Consider the following 18,389-nt stretch of genomic DNA (forward strand, 5'->3'; position numbering starts at 1 on the left):
TATGTTTAATAACTTTCCCGCTTTATTAATCGGCTAAACACGTTATACAGCATTGAGGCTCGAAGCTCAATCACTGGCTGAACAACTGTTTTTACCAATCGACTGGATAATAACACCGTTAGTCCAAAAGTAATTCCAAATAATAGTAAAAACGTAGACGGGCTATATTGAAAGTCAGTTTGGCCCCCTTCACGAAAGAACTTAATAAAGAAGCCATGTAACAAATAAACATATAACGTATTTTTACCCCATTTAGTAAAAAATAACCTTTTTTGTGGGATAAAACTGAAAAAAGCAGCGATAGAGCAAAAACTAATCAAGTAGACGAGCGCGCGGATGAAAAGGCCAAGCGACTTCACTTCGACAAAGTTAGCATATGGTTTTGATCCTAAAAACCATTTATCGTTTAGATTCGGATGCATGGTAATAAAAATCAGTAATAATACAACGAAAATCCCCCCAATAATAGAAGCTATATGCGTTTTAAGAAAGTAAAAATGTTCCTTTTTTAAAAAATAGCCTACTAAGAAGAATGGGAAGAAGACAAGGGTTCTAGATAAACTTAAATAACCACCAATAATATCAAAGTATCCAGCAACCAGTCCTAGTAAAAGCGCAATACTCACAGACTTCCAAGGTTTGATTTTTGAAAAAATGAGCAACATTAAATTCCAGAAAAATAAGCTAAGTAAAAACCAAAGCGACCATTCTGGATCTAAAAATTTAATAGAAAGATTCTCCTTATTTAAAAGAAAGTAATAAAAGATACTGTAAATAAGTTGAAAAAAAACATATGGTAAAATTAATTTTTTCATTGTCTTTTTTAAATATCCAGGTTTCCCAAAACTTTTAGCAAAAAAACCAGAGATTAATATAAAGGCAGGCATATGAAAAGTATAAATATAAATGTAAAGGACACGAACTCCAGCATATTCTGCAATAAATGTTTGAAGAAAATGTCCAAATACCACTAAGAAAATTAGGATGAACTTAGCATTGTCAAAGTAACTTTCTCGTTTAATCCCGGTTTGTTCCATAAAAAACATTCCTTTCTATTCTAAGTTGGAAGTATCTTTTTTTTTATTTTACCCCAGAATCTGTAACGAATATCCAACAGTTCGATAACAAAAAGTATCAAATATTAATGAGTGATGACATCCGTTTGCGCATTATTAAAAGAAGTGCTATCTTTATAGCATTATCATATGCGGAAGGAAGTATGGAAATGTTAAAACAAACAAGCTATTCACCGGTGGGTACATTGTTTATTATTATAGAGAATGCGCATATTACAAAGATTTCATACGATGAGCCGGTTAATTGGGAGATTTTAGCAGGAGAGGAGGGCGAGATAGAAATATATCAGCAGCTTCTAGAACAATTAGCGGGTTATTTTGTCGGGGAGCGGGAAGTATTTGATTTACCAATTTTCTTACAAGGGACTGCTTTCCAACAACGTGTCTGGCAAGCACTCAGTGAAATTCCATATGGGGTAGTTGTTAGTTATAAAGATATAGCAATAGCCGCTGGGAGTCCAAAAGCAGTGCAAGCGGTGGGACAAGCTAATCGTGCTAATCCTATTCCTCTACTTATTCCATGTCATAGGTGTGTAAAAAGTGATGGGACGCTCGGTGGGTACAACGGAGCGGACATCGATAAGAAACAATATTTACTTGCATTAGAAAAAGGCTTGCGTTTCAGTTAACGCAAGCCTTTTTTATTAAACTGTTACTTGTTCAGTTATAACAATATTTTTATCTTCATTTAGTGTGGCATTTAAGTTCTTCGCTTCTGGTTGATCAATTAAACTATCGGCAATCGCATCTTCTAAATGTTCTTGGATTGTGCGGCGAAGTGGTCTAGCACCAAATTTAGGGTCATATCCAAGCTCAATTAAATGTTCTTTGACTTCTTTAGATACTTCTATAGTTACACCTTCTTGTGCTAGCATTGCATTTAAATCAACGAGCATTAAGTCGATAATTTGTACTAAATCGTCTTTTTCGAGAGATTTAAATTCAATAACGCTATCTAAACGGTTTAAGAATTCTGGTTTAAAGTATGCACCTAGTTTTGCAAGAATATCTGAGCCTTTTTCAAGTTTATTATCAGTCGCTGTATTAAAGCCAACAGAAGCTTCTGTATCTGTCGTTCCAGCATTACTCGTCATGATAATCACTGTATCTTTAAAACTTACTGTACGTCCTTGTGAATCAGTTAGACGGCCATCCTCTAAAATTTGTAAAAACATATGTTGAACATCTGGATGTGCTTTTTCAATTTCGTCTAAAAGGATGATGCTATAAGGATTGCGACGAACTTTTTCCGTTAATTGACCAGCTTCTTCGTGACCAACATATCCTGGAGGAGAACCGATTAATTTAGAGACGCTGTGTTTTTCCATGAATTCACTCATGTCTAAACGAATCATCGCTTCAGTAGTACCAAACAATTCACGAGCTAGCGTACGACCAAGTTCTGTTTTTCCGACACCAGTTGGTCCAACAAATAGGAAGGAACCAATTGGGCGATTTTTAGCTTTTAACCCAACACGGCTACGACGGATTGCTTTCGCTACTTTTTTCACGGCATCTTCTTGACCAATGACTTTTCCAGTTAAGTTACTTTCTAAGTTTTTCATTTTGGATTGTTCATCTTCTTGTAAACGTCCCACTGGAATACCTGTTTTTTCTTCAATAATTGCTTGAATATCTGATGCTTGGATAACTGGGCGTTCTGAGAAAGAATTGCTTGTTTTATTCTCTTCTAAACGAGTAATTTCGTCACGAACTTTGGCTGCTTTTTCGTAGTTTTCCATTTGAAGAGCTTGATTTTTTTCTTCTTCTAGACGAGCAACACGTTCACTAACGGTATTTTCATCCAGTTTTTCAATAGAAAGATTATATTTGGAACCTACTTCATCCATTAAATCAATTGCTTTATCTGGTAAATGACGGTCTTGAATGTAGCGGGAACTTAATTCAACTGCCGCTGCTAAAGATTCCGGAGAGTAGACAACTTCATGAAAATCCTCATATTTGGGTTTCAAGCCGTTTAAAATAGTAAGCGTTTCTTTTGTGGATGGTTCGTTTACTGTTACTGGTTGGAAACGACGTTCAAGAGCAGCATCTTTCTCAATTGTGCGATATTCTTTTAGTGTAGTTGCGCCAATCATTTGTAAGTCGCCTCGTGCTAGAGCTGGTTTTAATATGTTTCCTGCGTCCATCGAGCCCTCTGCGGAACCTGCGCCAACAATAGTATGCACTTCATCAATAAATAAAATCGTGTTTTTACGCTCTTGAAGTTCTTTAATTAGTTGTTTCATGCGTTCTTCAAATTGACCGCGGATACCTGTTCCAGAAACAAGGGAAGCGACGTCGAGTAAGATAACTTCTTTGTTCATTAATTTGTTTGGGACTTCTTCTGCGACAATCGCATTTGCAAGTCCTTCTACTACGGCAGTTTTACCAACACCTGGTTCACCAATTAAGACTGGATTGTTTTTATTACGTCGGTTCAATATTTCAATGACACGTTTAATTTCTTTATCCCGGCCAATGACAGGGTCTAATTGATCATTTTTTGCCATATCTGTTAAGTTAGTTCCAAATTCATCAAGTAAACCATTACCGCCGCCAGCAGTTTGTGTCTGCACTTGTGCTTGGTTTCTTTGTTCGCGGTTTGCTTGATTTGCAGCACCACTTAGTTGACGGAAAATATCGTCGAACGGGGAACCACTTGCTCCGGAGAACTCATTCGCTCCAAAGTTTGCTTGGTTTCTAACTTCTGCATAACAAGAGGCACAAAGCGGCATTTCTACACGCTTGCCATTAATATTCATATATAATTGGATTGTTGCTGGATTTTGATTGCATTTTTCACAGTTCATAGTTAATTTCCTCCTTTTAAAAATGAGAAATGAAAGGTCTTGACTTTGACTATCTTTGACCTTACAAATATATTATATACTGACCTATTTTGACTTTCAAGTATTTTGCTTTAAATTTTTCATAAAAAAACATCCCTATAAAAAAAGGAATGTTTCTAAGTTTTTAATAAATTGGTAATGCTGCGAGTAGTAAAAAAGCAAAAGTTAAATGCGACAGATAAACCATGAGGAGACTTGGCCTGTAAGAGTACATTACATTCCATACAAGAGATGCGACAAAAATACCAATTATGGCTGCAAAATTACCACTAGGTAACATCATGACCATACAAAGTAAGGCTGCAAAAATATTAGAGAACCAATGATTAAAATAGTGGTTCAAACGTTTTAATACAAAGCCACGCCAGAAAATTTCTTCGCCTGGAATAATCGCAACAATTAAGAGCAACCATATTACTAAAGAATGGGTGGAATATTTATTAAATGCAGCTTCTACTGAATGTTCTAGACCGCCTGGCATAACTTTAATAATAAAGGCGCCTATGTAAAAAATAATATAAAGAACAATCCCAGAAAAAATTCCAGGTAAAATGCCTTTAACAAACGAAAATTCCTTTTTTAAATCATCATTAAATATCACAAAACTAAGTAAAAATAACATCCCAGCCCCATATAAATACCAAAAAACACGAGGGAACTGATATGTTAATATAACAAGTAGGGCACATAAAATAAGTCCCAGTACAAGTTTATAATCAATCTTGATGCTCTTCAAATACTTTACACCTCTTCTTAACAAATACTTCTCATACTACTTTAAAACAAATGAAATCGTTTGGCAACAATTAAACAAAAGTTAAGATAAAAGTTGTGCAATTTAATAAATCCTATATAATTAAAAAATAGGAGTGGTTCATAGATGTTAGAAAAAAACTACAAATTTTTACTTTGGGTATATATATTCTGGTTTTTAGGTAGTGTATTGCTAGTTTCTTTACACATTATCCCGCCGCGTTTAACAACCATTCAATCACTATTTTTAGTGTTTACTGGTATTTTTGCAGCAGTTTTCTTTATTATGCAATATGGCAAATGGCTGGGTTCTGCTATTACATTACTTATTTTTGTTGTTAGTACTTGTATTGAATGGATGCAACTAAGTTATACGGATGAATATATTGGCTCTACGCTCGGCGGGAGTTTGTACGGGATTCCCATTACTATGGGATTTATTTGGGTCGGAATGATTGCTGGAACCCATATTATTGCTCGCGAAATCACACTTAAAATCAATATTGATTGGATTCGCGGTGGAATTTATTCTTTTATTGCAGCTACGATGGTGATGATTTTTGAAGTCTTAATTGAACCAATCACGATGCAATCTAAACAATTGTATATTACTCAAAATGGTTTTACAATATTGCAGCTATCTGATTTTATAAATTGGTGGCTTTTAGGTTTAATTTTACATTTAATGATTTATTTTATTTTAAGTTTAACGGATAGTTGGGAACGACTTAAATATCCAGATTTAAAATCAGAAATTGTTATTGTTTATTGGATTATTATCGCTTTCTTTGTCTTTTTGTCGTTTTATCTTGATTTATGGACATCGATTGCTATTATTATTATTTCGAATATCATTTTTACAGCTTGTTATTTCTTTAGCCTGGAAAAAGAAACGCAACCTAAAAAGAAATCCAAGTAACTAATTAGTTACTTGGATTTCTTTTCTTTTTGTAAAAACTTTCTGGTAGCTATTTGGGCATTTTCAATAATGAAAGGAAGAGAACTACTAGCCATAGCTCCGGCTCCGATTACAAACAAGTTCTTAAACTTAGGCGCCTTTTTTGTCGGGTGTAAGAAACCTTGTTGATTCCATAAATGTTGTAAACCGAATATTGCCCCGTATTTTACATGATACTTTTCTTCCCAATCAGTGGGAGTAATAATATATTCTTCTTCAATATAATTCTCTAAATCAGGAACCTCTAACCGCTCTTTCACTGTATCTAGAATTAATTGACGAAAATCAGGGGTTTGTTCTTTCCAATCAATATTACTTGTATTGTTAGGAACTGAAACCATAATCCGTATACTTGAATGATTAATGGGTGCCATTGTGTTATCTGTTGCTGAAGGGTTAGTTATATGAATAGCTAAGTCTTTAGAAAGGTTTTTTTTATGGATGGTATTGTTAGCAAATTCACGGTAATTATTAGGAAAAATAATGGATTGATGTGAAAAAGGTAGAACTGTTTTCAGTCCAAGATACAGCATAAAAGCAGAAGCAGAATATTCCTTTTCTTTCTCTTTTACTGTCGTTTTATTGGTTAACGAATACATAAAATCTAAATTAGTAAAGTAATAATCAGCTTTAATTGATTGGCCACTAGCGAGCATTGCCCCTGTAATTTCATTTCCATTCGTTTCAAAGGAAGTTACTTCAGAATTAAAGTAGAATTTCCCTTTATTTTCCATAACCACTTGTTGCATTGCTTCAACAATTTTATTTTGACCACCGATTGGATGAAAAGTACCAAAATAATATTCAGAGAAAGGGATAATGCTATAAGCTGCTGGGATATCCCATGGAGACATGCCTAAATAACGCATTTGTAAGGAAAAAGCGATACGAAGATATTTACTATTAAAATATCTGGCTAAATCATCCATTAAAGAACGTCCGAGAGATAAGCTTGGAAGTGCGCGTATGGTAGTTGGACGGAAGAAATCAAATAATGAACTGTAATTAAATTGATTAAGTGGCGAAATATAGAGCATTTTTTTCGTATTTTCTTTCATAAAACGATCAAAACCATCTTCTTCGCCAGGAAAGTAGGTTTTAATAACCGTTTTCGTCGCAGAGTAATCGCTATAAAGTGGAAAAGTAATATCTTTAAAATAAAGCGTGTGTATTGGGTTGATTGGTAAAAGGGCAACATAATCCAAAATATTACGGTTACAATCCATAAAAAGAGAAGTCAAAACATGCGTCATGGTTAATGCAGAAGGGCCGACATCAAATGAATATTTACCCATTTTATGAAGAGCAGTTCTACCGCCAATACGGTCATTTTTTTCGTAAATATTTACTTGATAACCAAGTTGGCTCAAAAGCATACCAGCAGCTAAACCGCCTGGACCAGCTCCAATAATGGCAATTTTCTTTTTATTTTCCACATTAAAACGCTCCTTTTCCCGTTTTCAAACATATAAAAAACGCAAAAACATAAAGCATTATCCAAAAGAAAATGCTTTATTTTTGCGCAAATAGAAATACATTTTTATTCTTCTGTTTCTTCTTCGTCGTCTTCTTCCACAGAATGGATAATTTGATAATTTTTGTGATTTACCACTGTTTTTTCTTCAATTCCTAAATCTTTAAAATTTTCCATATAAGTTAAGTCGACAATAACAGAATTTTCGTTGAGTTTTTCAACAATTCCTGTTAAGCCATCCTTAAATTCAATAATGTCTCCAACATGTGCCTTTGCCATTGTTATCACTCCTTCGATTTTCGGTGTTGCCTCTATCTTGATGAAAAAGAATGTATGCATTTTTGAACCTTCCTTAAATTTTGCACTAAAAACCTATTAAAATCAACTATAAGCCTTCCAAAAGTGTATTTTAAATTAAAAATAAAACAAATTAGTGACAAATTTTTTGAAAAGCGCTCTCTTTATTATAAATAAAAAGATGGAAACAAGGTGCTCTTCAAAAAAACATTCTAAAAATTTTTTAATCAAATAGTTGTAACAATAGGTAAAACATGGTACTCTTTTTAATTGAGGGATAGTCTTTTTTGCTGAAAATTTTTCGGCTTAAAAGGTTACAACAAATTTCTTTACAAAGGAGAATGTAAATTATGGAACAAGCAAGTTTTGTAGTAATCGATGAAACAGGAATTCACGCACGCCCAGCAACTCTATTGGTGCAGGCTGCAAGTAAATACAGCTCTGATGTTCAAATTGAATACACTGGCAAAAAAGTAAACCTTAAATCAATCATGGGTGTTATGTCCCTTGGTATTGGTAAAGGCGCTGACATCACTATCTATACTGAAGGTAGCGACGAAAAAGAAGCAATTGAAGGACTAACTGAAGTTCTTAAGAAAGAAGGATTGGCTGAATAATGGCTAAAGAGTTGAAAGGTATCGCAGCATCTGATGGGATTGCCATTGCGAAAGCTTATCTGCTCGTTGAACCTGATCTTTCCTATGAAAAAACAGAAGTTACGGATGTTGAAAGTGAAGTAAAACGTTTTGAAAGCGCGTTAGAAGTTTCTAGAACAGAACTTTCAACGATTCGTGAAAAAGCAGCTAAAGACTTAGGCGAAGATAAGGCTCAAATTTTTGATGCACATCTTCTAGTTTTAAATGATCCTGAACTAACAGGACCAATTGAAGAAAGCATCAAAAATGCAAAAACGAATGCAGAAACAGCTTTACAAGAAACGACAGATATGTTTATTGGTATGTTTGAATCGATGGACAACGAATATATGCGTGAACGTGCAGCGGATATTAAAGATGTACGTAAACGTGTTCTTTCTCACTTACTAGGAGTGACAATTCCTAATCCAGCTTTAATTGATGAGGAAGTAGTAGTTGTTGCAGCTGATTTAACACCTTCTGATACCGCACAACTTAACCGTAATTTTGTTAAAGGTTTTGTGACGGATATTGGTGGTCGTACTTCACATTCTGCTATTATGGCACGTTCTCTTGAAATTCCAGCAGTAGTTGGGACGAAAGAAGTTACTGCTAGCGTAGCAAAAAACGATATTGTTATTATTGATGGTTTGGAAGGTAATGTTATCATCCATCCAACAGAAGAACAAATCGCTCACTATGAAAAAATTAAATCTGATTTTGCTTTACAACAAGCAGAATGGGAAAAACTTAAAAATGAAAAAACCGTTTCTAAAGATGGTGTTCACGTGGAGCTTGCAGCAAACATCGGAACTCCGAATGATTTAGAAGGTGTTATTTCTAACGGCGGGGAAGCAGTGGGACTTTATCGTACAGAATTCTTGTACATGGGTCGAGACAATTTCCCAACTGAAGAAGAGCAATTTGAAGCGTATAAAGCAGTAGTTTCTGGTATGGATGGAAAATCTGTGGTAGTTCGTACATTAGATATTGGTGGCGATAAAACGTTACCATACCTAGAACTTCCAGAAGAAATGAACCCATTCCTAGGATTCCGTGCTATTCGTCTTTGTTTTGCGAATGAAGAATTATTCCGTACACAACTTCGCGCATTACTTCGCGCAAGTGTATATGGTAACTTAAAAATTATGTTCCCGATGATTGCAACAGTAAATGAATTCCGCCAAGCGCGTGATATTTTACTAGATGAAAAAGCGAAACTAAAAGCTGCTGGGACTGAAGTTTCTGATTCCATCGAACTTGGAATTATGATTGAAATTCCTGCTGCTGCAGTTCTAGCTGATCAATTTGCTAAAGAAGTTGATTTCTTCTCAATCGGAACAAATGACTTAATTCAGTATACGATGGCTGCTGACCGTATGAACGAACGTGTTTCTTACCTATATCAACCATACAATCCATCTATTTTACGTTTAGTAAAAATGGTGATTGATGCTTCCCATAAAGAAGGCAAATGGACTGGTATGTGCGGGGAAATGGCTGGAGATCAAACGGCTGTACCACTTCTTTTAGGCTTAGGCTTAGATGAATTTTCAATGAGTGCTTCAAGCATTCTTAAATCTCGTTCGTTAATTAAACGTTTAGATCAATCTGAAATGGTTAAATTAGCGGAAGAAGCTTTAAATAAATCTACAGCTGAAGAAGTTGTAGAATTAGTTGAGAAATATACTGCAGAGTAAGCTCTGATGAAAACCTAGACAAATTTCTTTGTCTAGGTTTTTTTGTGTTGTGAAAAAGATGGAGCACAAGTATAATTAATAGACAGTTAGTTAAAAGGGGGCAACATGAGTGGTTATCTATTTACTAGCAGGTTTTTTTCTGCTACTTTTTATTATTTTGTCAATTATAGATAGACGACGAATTAGCAATGGAATAGTCTTGACAATGGCATTATTTTTTTCTGTGCTCTCAGTAGTTTACGTAACCTTTTCAAAAGGCAATGAACTTCTTGTTTCAATTATGGGGACAGTGTTACTTTTATTACTATTGCTCATTCCATTCTTTATAGTGGGAATTGCAACAATGCTTATCGTTAATGGGCGATTGATGCTAAAACGGGAAGGCCGCAAATTAGCTAATATGCTCCCATTAATTATTGGTTTCGGTATATTAGCACTAATTATTACTTGGTTTGGAAGTATTTTAAAAACAGGAAGTCCTATTTTAGGAGTTATGGTGGTATTTTTCATGGCTTTAGTAGGGTACTTTTCTTTCTTGTTCTTAGCTTTTCTTTTGTCAACATTTCTTTATCAGTTTAATTTCCCAAGGTATAACCAGGACTTTTTAATTGTATTAGGAAGTGGGCTAATAAATGGTGATAGAGTTCCACCATTACTTGCTAGCAGATTAGACCGGGCTATCAAGTTCTATAAGAAGCAATATACAAAAAATGGGAAGCGAGCTACTTTTATTGTTTCGGGCGGACAGGGAGCAAATGAAACTGTTTCTGAAGCAGAAGCAATGTGTGATTATTTAATTAGTCAAGGAATAAACAAAAATTTTATTATTTTGGAAGATGAATCCGTTAATACGCTACAAAACATGAAATTTTCCAAAAAGAAAATGGAAGAAATTATGCCAACATATAATAGTTTGTTTGCAACGAATAATTTTCATTTATTTCGAGCAGGACTATATGCGAGACAAGCTGGACTAAAAAGCCAAGGTATTGGTGCAAAAACAGCTTTATATTATATGCCTAATGCACTAATTAGAGAATTTATTGCAATTACGGTAATGTATAAAAAAGTACATATGATTTTACTTGGATTGCTTGTTTTATTCTTTGTGTTTTTAGCAATTATTGGTATTACTTTTAGATAGGAGGGCTTTATATGAGTAAAATTGGATTTGTAGGTACTGGTGTAATGGGTGCAAGTATGGCTTGTCATTTAATTGATGCTGGTTATGAAGTTTCTGTTTATACACGTACAAAAGCGAAGGCAGAGGTTTTACTAAAAAAAGGAGCATTATGGGAAGAAACGCCAGCTGAACTTGCGAGTAAAGTGGATGTGCTAATTTCCATGGTTGGTTACCCAAAAGATGTGGAAGAGCTATATTTAGGTGAAAATGGTTTTTTAGAAAACTTGGCATTTGGAACAGTAGCAATTGATATGACAACTTCTTCTCCAGCTTTAGCTAAAAAGATTGCTGAAAATGGCCGTGAAAAAGGAATAGGTATATTGGACGCTCCTGTTTCAGGTGGAGATATAGGCGCAAAAAATGGGACGCTTGCAATTATGATTGGTGGTGCAGAAGATATATTTATAAAAGTGAAACCAATTCTTGAAATTCTTGGAAGTAGTGTAATATTACAAGGGGATGCGGGTGCTGGTCAACATACAAAAATGGTGAACCAAATTGCGATTGCTTCTAATATGATTGGCGTGACTGAAGCAATTATTTACGCAGAGGCAGCTGGACTTAATCCAACACGTGTTTTAGATTCAATTTCGGGTGGAGCAGCTGGCAGTTGGTCGCTTACAAATTTGATTCCACGTGTACTCAAGGATGATTTTTCCCCAGGATTCTTCATTAAACATTTTATCAAAGATATGGGTATTGCTATTTCGGAAGCAAAGCAAATGGGACTAGAACTTCCAGGGCTATCATTAGCTGAAAAAATGTACCAAACGCTAGCAGAACAAGGTTTGAGTGAGGAAGGCACACAAGCACTCATTAAATATTATCGCTAAACGAAGAAATACCCTCTAACCAAAGTTAGGGGGTATTTTTTTATTTTGCTATAAATAGAGCCATTCGATCTAGAGCTTTAACTAAATTATTAAAGGAAGTAGCATAAGAAAGACGGAAGTAACGATCGCCTTTTTCTGAAAAAGCACTTCCGGGAACGACTGCTACCTTGGCTTCTTCCGCAAGTTTTACGGCCCAATCGAAAGAGTTTTCGGTGATTTCATCAGGAAGTTTGACGAAGAAATAAAATGCACCATCTGGCGGAATAACAGTAAAGCCCATTTTTTCTAGGCGCTCTTGGGTGAATTTAGCGCGTGTTTTGTATTCAGTCCGCATTTGAAAAGCATCATCTTTACCGTTTGTAATGGCTTCTAGTGCTGCTTTTTGGGAAATCGAACTTGCACAGGTAACGGAATACTGATGAATTTTTAGCATTTCTTGTGCCAAAATTTCTGGGGCAAGTAAAAAACCAATTCTCCAACCAATCATCGCGTGAGACTTAGATAAACCATTGATAACTATTGTTTGATCTCTTAACATAGGAGCAATGCTCACATGCTCTTCGTGATAAGTTAATTCACTGTAAATCTCATCTGCTATGACAAAAATACCTGTTTCTTTTAACACTTCTGCTAAAGAAGTGAGTTCTTTTTTAGAAAGTGTGACTCCGGTTGGATTAGAAGGATAGGGAATGATAAGTGCTTTTGTTTTGGGTGTGATATGTGCTTTTAATTGTTCAGGTGTTAATTTGAAATTAGTCCCAGTTGTATCTACTTTAACAGGATGGGCTTTATTTAACGAGATTAGAGGCTCGTAACCAGGATAAATGGGGTCAGGTAAGATAACTTCATCCCCAGGCTCCAAAATCGTTTGTAACGCAACAGAAATCGCTTCTGTAGCCCCTACGGTAACGATGATTTCTTTGTTAGTATAGGACAGATCATATTTTTCTTGAAAATAAGTAGAAGCTGCTTCGAGTAGTTCAGGCATACCTGCGTTCGGTGTATAATTGGTGAAATTTTCTTGTATGGCTGAAATGGCAGCTTGTTTTACATGGTCAGGAGTCGGGAAGTCAGGTTCACCAAGTGTTAAGCGAATCATGTCTGGAATGCCGGTAACTCGTGTATTAAAAGTTCTGATACCACTTACTTGAATATCGTGTAATTCTGGTCGAATAGATTTTGTCATTTTCGTCACCTTTCTTTATAAGAAAATCCCGTGAAAATAAGATGGGAGTAAGCTTCGTAATTCATTCCATTATAGCTTAAAAAGAAAGAAAAGCAAAATATCTGAAAATATTACTAAAAAGCCTTGCACTTTTATTGGGAATGCTATAAGATAGTTTTAATAATGATAATCATTTTCAGTTAGAAATGATTGGTTGAATGTGGAAGGGGCCACCGGATATGACTAAACCAGGTAAATACGAAGCTCTCTTTTTTCCAACGAAAGATGGCTTGTTAAAAATACATGCATATGGCTTCAATCCTTGTGGTTCATGGGGCGAAGTATTTGCTACGATTGGCGACCAAACGATTTGTGTTAAAGGATTTAATCGCCATAAAACAATTGTTCGAGCAACAAAAATGATTATAAGTGCTACGGCAAATCGAAAAAATGAATTTTAATTATCAAAGACTGTAAAAAAGGTAAATACTTTTTTATAGTCTTTTTTTGAGATAAAATAAGTGCGAAAACAGAACAAATCGTGTCATTCTAGTTAATTTAAAATAATTTCTTTTTCTGAATATTTCCAGAACCCTTGCGTTATACGTGCGGTTTGCGATAAAATTTGGTAGTATAGTGAAAGAAATAAGATATGGCGAAAAAACCAGATATGAGGAAATATGTAAAAAAGCATTGCCACGCGCGTATTATAATTACTGCAAGCTAGCAAATTTTTTGCACGTCAGATGGTGGATTTGAGAGGAGAGTATAAGATGTCTCAGTTACTGGGAATTATTCAACGTTTACATGCAATGCAAGAAGATGAGTCTGCTGAAACACAAGCAAGACGTTTTGAAAAAAATGGTACGCCTGTGTGCGAAGTGAAGTTTTTCCAAGCTTCTAATTCATTTGAAGTAGAAATCTATGGCGACAATAGTAAATATCAATTTGATGATATTGATATGACTGCTATCGAAATTTTTGAAACGTTACAAGAAAACGAATAACAAGCTAAAAATTGGCTAATCCGGTTATTTACTTGAAGCTGTGAATATTTATTCACAGCTTTTTTTATATAAAAATATCATTTTCAAGCACTAAATGTAAGAAATCAGACTAAATAGTATGGTAGAATAGGAGATGGAAAAGTTTCGTTTTATTTTTTTAAGTTGAAAGAAACTTCGTAGAACTTAAAAATACAAGGAAGAGGAAGATTCTAAATGATCTCTAATAGATTTGGACAATTTATTGACAATGAGCTAGCTGATTCAATGATTTCCGCTGAAAAGGTGGCACACGTGCAACTTGGTAATAATCTCGAACATGCGCTACTTGTATTAACGAAATGCGGTTATTCCGTTATTCCAGTACTAGACTTTGAATTTAAACTCCATGGATTAATTAGCGCTGCAATGATTACGGATGCAATACTTGGCCTTGAACGTATTGAATTTGAAAGACTAGAAGATTTAAAAGTAGAAGATGTTATGCAAACGGATTTTCCGGTGATTAAAGATTTTAATAATAACGAGCGAATTGTACGCTTACTTGTAGATCATCCTTTTGTTTGTGTTGTAGATGAAGACCACCATTTTGAAGGAATTGTGACAAGGCGCGTTATTTTAAAACAAGTCAATCGATATATTCATTTACAGGTGGAGGAAAATAGATGATTGTAACGGAATATGAACTTCTTGTTTGTTTGGCAGAAGAACTAAATATGCGTAAAAGTGCAGAGAAATTATTTTTAAGTCAGCCTGCGTTGTCTCAGCGATTGCAAACGATTGAAAGTAGATGGAATACAAAAATATTTATTCGAACGCAAAAAGGCTTACTTCTAACACCTGAAGGAGAAGCCATTGTCCGTCATGCATCAAGTGTGATTGAGCGAGAACATACCATTCAAGAAAAACTAGAAGCAATGGAAGGCGTCGTTCGCGGGACACTACGCATTGCTTGCGCGAGCGTTGTTGCTCAAATGTGGTTGCCACGGGTATTAAAGACATTTGCAAGTGCTTACCCTAACGTCCAGATTTCCCTCGTTACTGGCTGGAGCAGTGAAGTAACCCAGCAATTAGCCGCTGGAAATGTCCATATAGGTATTGTACGCGGAAACTCGACATGGAAAAGTGTTCAAAAGCCCTTATTTGATGATAAACTCGTTTTAGTTGATACAGAAATCACTAAAATTGAAGAAGTTTTTCAGACGAATCGTCCATTTATCCAATTCCGTAGTGATTCGAATTATTATCAAGTGATTCAAGATTACTGGCAAAGAAATTTCGGGAAGATGCCGCGCCAAGCTATGTTGATGGATCAAATGGAAACCTCTAGACAAATGGCTTTAAACGGTATTGGTTTTGCGATTTTGCCAGAAGTGACGATGCTCGGCTATACGGACAAAATCAACAAAATACCTCTAAGAGAAAAAGATGGCTCGATTTTAAGCCGAGAAACCAACTTATTAACCTATGAACAGTCACTTGGTCTACCACAAGTGAAGGCGTTTTTAGAAATAACAGATAAATTCCTTGAACAAGTGAAATAGCTATGGCAAAATAGAAAGCAGAACATATCGGAAGGAGACAAAAATTCATGGAACAAATGGATGCGCACCAAATTATTTCTTTTATTCAAAATAGCAAGAAAGCAACACCAGTAAAGGTTTACTTAAAAGGGGACCTAGAAAAAATTAATTTTCCTAGTGATGTAAAAACATTTATCACTGGAAATGCGGGAACTATTTTTGGAGAATGGGCTGTTGTTGAGCCACTATTAGAAGCAAATAAAGCGAATATTGAAGATTACGTTATCGAAAATGATCGTCGTAATTCTGCTATTCCTTTGTTAGATATGAAAAATATTAACGCTCGTATTGAGCCTGGCGCAGTTATTCGCGACCAAGTTACAATTGGCGATAATGCTGTAATTATGATGGGAGCAAGCATTAATATCGGTTCTGTAATCGGTGATGGTACTATGATTGATATGAATGTTGTTCTTGGAGGCCGCGCAACAGTTGGTAAAAACTGCCACATTGGTGCTGGTTCCGTCCTTGCAGGCGTTGTAGAACCACCATCCGCTCAACCAGTTATTGTGGAAGACAATGTTGTAGTGGGCGCAAATGTTGTTGTTTTAGAAGGCGTACGTATTGGAGAAGGCGCAGTTGTAGCTGCAGGCGCGATTGTTACTAAAGACGTAGCTCCTGGAACAGTTGTGGCTGGAATTCCTGCACGTGAACTTAAAAAATTGGATGCAAAAACAGCTTCTAAAACAGAAATCATGCAAGAACTTCGTCAACTTTAAAAAATCAATGGGAACTGTTTCGTCTTTTGGCGAAGCAGTCCTTTTTTAGAAGGAGAGAATCGCCATGTTAAATGAATTTATTGCCATTCGACGTGATTTACATCAAATTCCTGAAACAGGTTATAAAGAGCTAAAAACACAAGCCTATTTACTCGATTATATTAGCAAATTACCGAACGAACATTTAGAAGTAAAAAAATGGCGTACAGGGATTTTAGTATTAGTGAAAGGAACTAAGCCTGAAAAAACGATTGGTTATCGTACCGATATTGATGCACTACCGATTACAGAAGAAACGGGTCTTCCTTTTGAATCAAAACATGCTGGTAATATGCATGCTTGTGGTCACGATATACATATGAGTATTACGCTTGGATTATTGACACATTTCGCGAGTAAACCACTCAAAGATAACTTGCTCTTCGTGTTCCAACCTGCTGAAGAAGGTCCTGGGGGGGCAAAACCTATCATGGAAAGCGCTGAATTTGCCGAGTGGCGACCAGATAGTATTTACGGACTTCATATCGCGCCAGAATATAAAGTTGGAGAAATTGCGGTTAAGCCTGGTTTACTATTTGCCAATACCTCAGAACTCTTTATCTCCTTTAAGGGAAAAGGTGGGCACGCCGCATATCCGCATTTGGCGAATGATATGGTAGTTGCAGCAAGTGCGTTTGTTGGGCAAATGCAAACAATTATAAGCCGGAATATTGATCCAATGGATAGCGCGGTTATAACAATCGGACGCATTCACGGAGGAGAAATCCAAAATGTTATTGCAGAAACTGCTTATTTAGATGGAACCATTCGGACGCTCTCCCCGGAAACAATGGGAATCGTTTGGACTCGTTTGAAACAACTGGCAAAAGGGTGGGAAGAAGCCTACCAATGCGAAGTTGAATTTCTTCCTGGTTCGGATTATTACCAAGTAGACAATGATCCAGCTGAAACGGAAGAATTTATTCACTTTTTGGAAGAACATTATCCTGAAAGCTATGTGCCAGCCCGCTCAGCGATGACGGGGGAAGATTTTGGTTACTTTTTATCTGAAATTAAAGGATTTATGTTTTGGTTGGGAGTAGATTCAGAATACAGTTTGCATCATGCGAAACTAAATCCAAAAGAAGAAGCGATCCCTTTTGCAATTGATGTATTAATCCAATTTTTGGAAAGTAAATAAAAAGACGTAAATTCACTCATTGAAGTAGTGAATTTACGTCTTTTTAATTATTATTCGGTCCAAATGTGCTGACAAAATTAAGTGGCAATTCGATTTCATTTTCTGCAAGTGCTTCACGAATATCTTTTAGTAAGTCACGTTGAACAGAATACTGCTCACCGTTCACTGCTTTACCTACTACACGAATAATCATGTTTGTTGCATCGATGTTTTGTACGCCTAATACAACAGGAGGCTCTACAATATTTTTGTTTTCTTTCGCAGCAACGTCACAAACTTCACCAATAATTTTGATTGCTTTTTCTGGATCTTCATGTGGACTAATTTGAATGTCCACCATCACACGCATATTACCGCGTGAATGATTACTAACAATCATAATCTGTCTGTTAGGAATGAAGTGAAGCGTGCCATCAAAATCACGTACCTGTGTTGTTCTAAGTCCAAGTGCTTCAACCGTTCCATTGACTAGTCCAATAGTAATCGTATCACCAACATCCAGTTGTCGTTCAAGTAAAATAAAGAATCCAGTTACAACATCACTAACAAGTCCTTGTGCGCCAAATGCAATTGCTAAACTCGCCACCCCAGCACTTGCAATAATCGCTGTAACATCCATAAAGTTCTGTAATAATAAAATCGCAAAAGTGAAGAATAAAACATAGCCGTAAAAATTAGAAATTAAGCTTTCTAATGTATCCGCGCGCCCAACAGAAACTGCTTGTTGTTGCCGATATTTGCGGAAGAAACTACGGATAATTTTATTACCAACCACGCGGAAAATAAAATAAAGAACAATTAAAATGGCAATTTTTATTCCAACTGAAATAATATGATTCCAAAATTGGTCCCAGTCAATAGAACTGAACCACTTTTTGAGTAAATTCATCTTCTGGTCCACATCCTTTGAAAGTTCTCCATCCATTTCATCTCCCCCTTCCTAATGAAATGTCCTTTTCTATTCTAACAAAAATTTC

General features: G+C 35.7%; 19 protein-coding genes. 12 read left to right on the top strand and 7 right to left on the bottom strand.

Going from position 1 to position 18,389, the window contains the following annotated elements; genetic code table 11:
* Positions 1-5: 5 nt before the first annotated feature.
* Positions 6-1,037, bottom strand: a complete 1,032-nt coding sequence (locus HCB38_RS03930; RefSeq protein WP_185619062.1) for an acyltransferase family protein — start codon at positions 1,035-1,037, stop codon at positions 6-8.
* 188 nt (positions 1,038-1,225) lie between these two features.
* Between HCB38_RS03930 and HCB38_RS03935 the strand changes: the two genes are divergently transcribed.
* Complete coding sequence (locus HCB38_RS03935; RefSeq protein WP_185619060.1) at positions 1,226-1,705, top strand: methylated-DNA--[protein]-cysteine S-methyltransferase; 480 nt, start codon at positions 1,226-1,228, stop codon at positions 1,703-1,705.
* Between the two features lie 15 nt (positions 1,706-1,720).
* On the opposite strand, the gene HCB38_RS03940 is transcribed toward HCB38_RS03935, so the two are convergent.
* Both HCB38_RS03940 and HCB38_RS03945 read right to left on the bottom strand, forming a co-directional pair.
* Positions 1,721-3,889: an ATP-dependent Clp protease ATP-binding subunit gene (locus tag HCB38_RS03940; protein ID WP_185318413.1), complete on the bottom strand. Its 2,169-nt coding sequence runs from the start codon at positions 3,887-3,889 to the stop codon at positions 1,721-1,723.
* A 163-nt stretch (positions 3,890-4,052) separates the two neighbouring features.
* The gene (locus tag HCB38_RS03945) at positions 4,053-4,664 is read right to left on the bottom strand and encodes a CPBP family intramembrane glutamic endopeptidase (RefSeq protein ID WP_003761525.1); all 612 of its coding nucleotides are present in this window, start codon (positions 4,662-4,664) and stop codon (positions 4,053-4,055) included.
* Positions 4,665-4,808: 144 nt separating this feature from the next.
* Between HCB38_RS03945 and HCB38_RS03950 the strand changes: the two genes are divergently transcribed.
* Positions 4,809-5,600, top strand: coding sequence for a carotenoid biosynthesis protein (locus tag HCB38_RS03950; protein WP_185318414.1), 792 nt, complete (start codon positions 4,809-4,811; stop codon positions 5,598-5,600).
* An 8-nt stretch (positions 5,601-5,608) separates the two neighbouring features.
* Here the strand turns inward: HCB38_RS03950 and HCB38_RS03955 are convergent, their stop codons facing one another.
* Positions 5,609-7,075, bottom strand: a complete 1,467-nt coding sequence (locus HCB38_RS03955) for a phytoene desaturase family protein (protein WP_185637607.1) — start codon at positions 7,073-7,075, stop codon at positions 5,609-5,611.
* A 104-nt stretch (positions 7,076-7,179) separates the two neighbouring features.
* Complete coding sequence (locus HCB38_RS03960; protein ID WP_185619058.1) at positions 7,180-7,452, bottom strand: YkvS family protein; 273 nt, start codon at positions 7,450-7,452, stop codon at positions 7,180-7,182.
* A gap of 308 nt (positions 7,453-7,760) precedes the next feature.
* Between HCB38_RS03960 and HCB38_RS03965 the strand changes: the two genes are divergently transcribed.
* From HCB38_RS03965 to HCB38_RS03980, 4 genes are all read left to right on the top strand, one after another.
* The gene (locus HCB38_RS03965; protein ID WP_003719221.1) at positions 7,761-8,027 is read left to right on the top strand and encodes a phosphocarrier protein HPr; all 267 of its coding nucleotides are present in this window, start codon (positions 7,761-7,763) and stop codon (positions 8,025-8,027) included.
* Positions 8,027-9,745 (top strand): phosphoenolpyruvate--protein phosphotransferase, encoded by a 1,719-nt coding sequence (gene ptsP / locus HCB38_RS03970; protein ID WP_185311100.1) that lies wholly within the window; start codon positions 8,027-8,029, stop codon positions 9,743-9,745. Before HCB38_RS03965 ends, ptsP begins: the two co-directional genes overlap by 1 nt.
* Positions 9,746-9,854: 109 nt before the next feature.
* Positions 9,855-10,889: a YdcF family protein gene (locus tag HCB38_RS03975; RefSeq protein WP_185318417.1), complete on the top strand. Its 1,035-nt coding sequence runs from the start codon at positions 9,855-9,857 to the stop codon at positions 10,887-10,889.
* 11 nt (positions 10,890-10,900) lie between these two features.
* Entirely contained in the window at positions 10,901-11,761 is an 861-nt protein-coding gene (locus HCB38_RS03980; RefSeq protein ID WP_185318418.1) for an NAD(P)-dependent oxidoreductase, read from the top strand.
* A 40-nt stretch (positions 11,762-11,801) separates the two neighbouring features.
* Here the strand turns inward: HCB38_RS03980 and HCB38_RS03985 are convergent, their stop codons facing one another.
* Entirely contained in the window at positions 11,802-12,947 is a 1,146-nt protein-coding gene (locus tag HCB38_RS03985) for an aminotransferase class I/II-fold pyridoxal phosphate-dependent enzyme (protein WP_185637609.1), read from the bottom strand.
* A 218-nt stretch (positions 12,948-13,165) separates the two neighbouring features.
* Here HCB38_RS03985 and HCB38_RS03990 point away from each other — a divergent pair, with 218 nt between their 5' ends.
* From HCB38_RS03990 to HCB38_RS04015, 6 genes are all read left to right on the top strand, one after another.
* Positions 13,166-13,387: a hypothetical protein gene (locus HCB38_RS03990; RefSeq protein WP_003726553.1), complete on the top strand. Its 222-nt coding sequence runs from the start codon at positions 13,166-13,168 to the stop codon at positions 13,385-13,387.
* A gap of 312 nt (positions 13,388-13,699) precedes the next feature.
* A complete protein-coding gene (locus tag HCB38_RS03995; RefSeq protein WP_003719227.1) occupies positions 13,700-13,933 on the top strand; it encodes a YkuJ family protein in 234 nt (77 codons plus the stop codon).
* A gap of 213 nt (positions 13,934-14,146) precedes the next feature.
* Positions 14,147-14,599 carry a cyclic-di-AMP-binding protein CbpB gene (gene cbpB, locus HCB38_RS04000; RefSeq protein WP_185318420.1) on the top strand — a complete coding sequence of 151 codons (453 nt, stop codon included), beginning with the start codon at positions 14,147-14,149 and terminating at the stop codon, positions 14,597-14,599.
* Positions 14,596-15,474, top strand: a complete 879-nt coding sequence (ccpC, locus tag HCB38_RS04005) for a transcriptional regulator CcpC (protein ID WP_185318421.1) — start codon at positions 14,596-14,598, stop codon at positions 15,472-15,474. The genes cbpB and ccpC overlap by 4 nt, the downstream gene beginning before the upstream one ends.
* A 47-nt stretch (positions 15,475-15,521) precedes the next feature.
* Positions 15,522-16,232: a 2,3,4,5-tetrahydropyridine-2,6-dicarboxylate N-acetyltransferase gene (dapD, locus tag HCB38_RS04010; protein WP_185318422.1), complete on the top strand. Its 711-nt coding sequence runs from the start codon at positions 15,522-15,524 to the stop codon at positions 16,230-16,232.
* Positions 16,233-16,296: 64 nt separating this feature from the next.
* Positions 16,297-17,412 carry an N-acetyldiaminopimelate deacetylase gene (locus HCB38_RS04015; RefSeq protein WP_185318423.1) on the top strand — a complete coding sequence of 372 codons (1,116 nt, stop codon included), beginning with the start codon at positions 16,297-16,299 and terminating at the stop codon, positions 17,410-17,412.
* 43 nt (positions 17,413-17,455) lie between these two features.
* On the opposite strand, the gene HCB38_RS04020 is transcribed toward HCB38_RS04015, so the two are convergent.
* Positions 17,456-18,301 (bottom strand): mechanosensitive ion channel family protein, encoded by an 846-nt coding sequence (locus tag HCB38_RS04020; protein ID WP_185319006.1) that lies wholly within the window; start codon positions 18,299-18,301, stop codon positions 17,456-17,458.
* Positions 18,302-18,389: the final 88 nt, after the last annotated feature.

Origin of the sequence: Listeria farberi, assembly GCF_014229295.1 — a bacterium.
In the GTDB taxonomy this organism is placed as follows: domain Bacteria; phylum Bacillota; class Bacilli; order Lactobacillales; family Listeriaceae; genus Listeria; species Listeria farberi.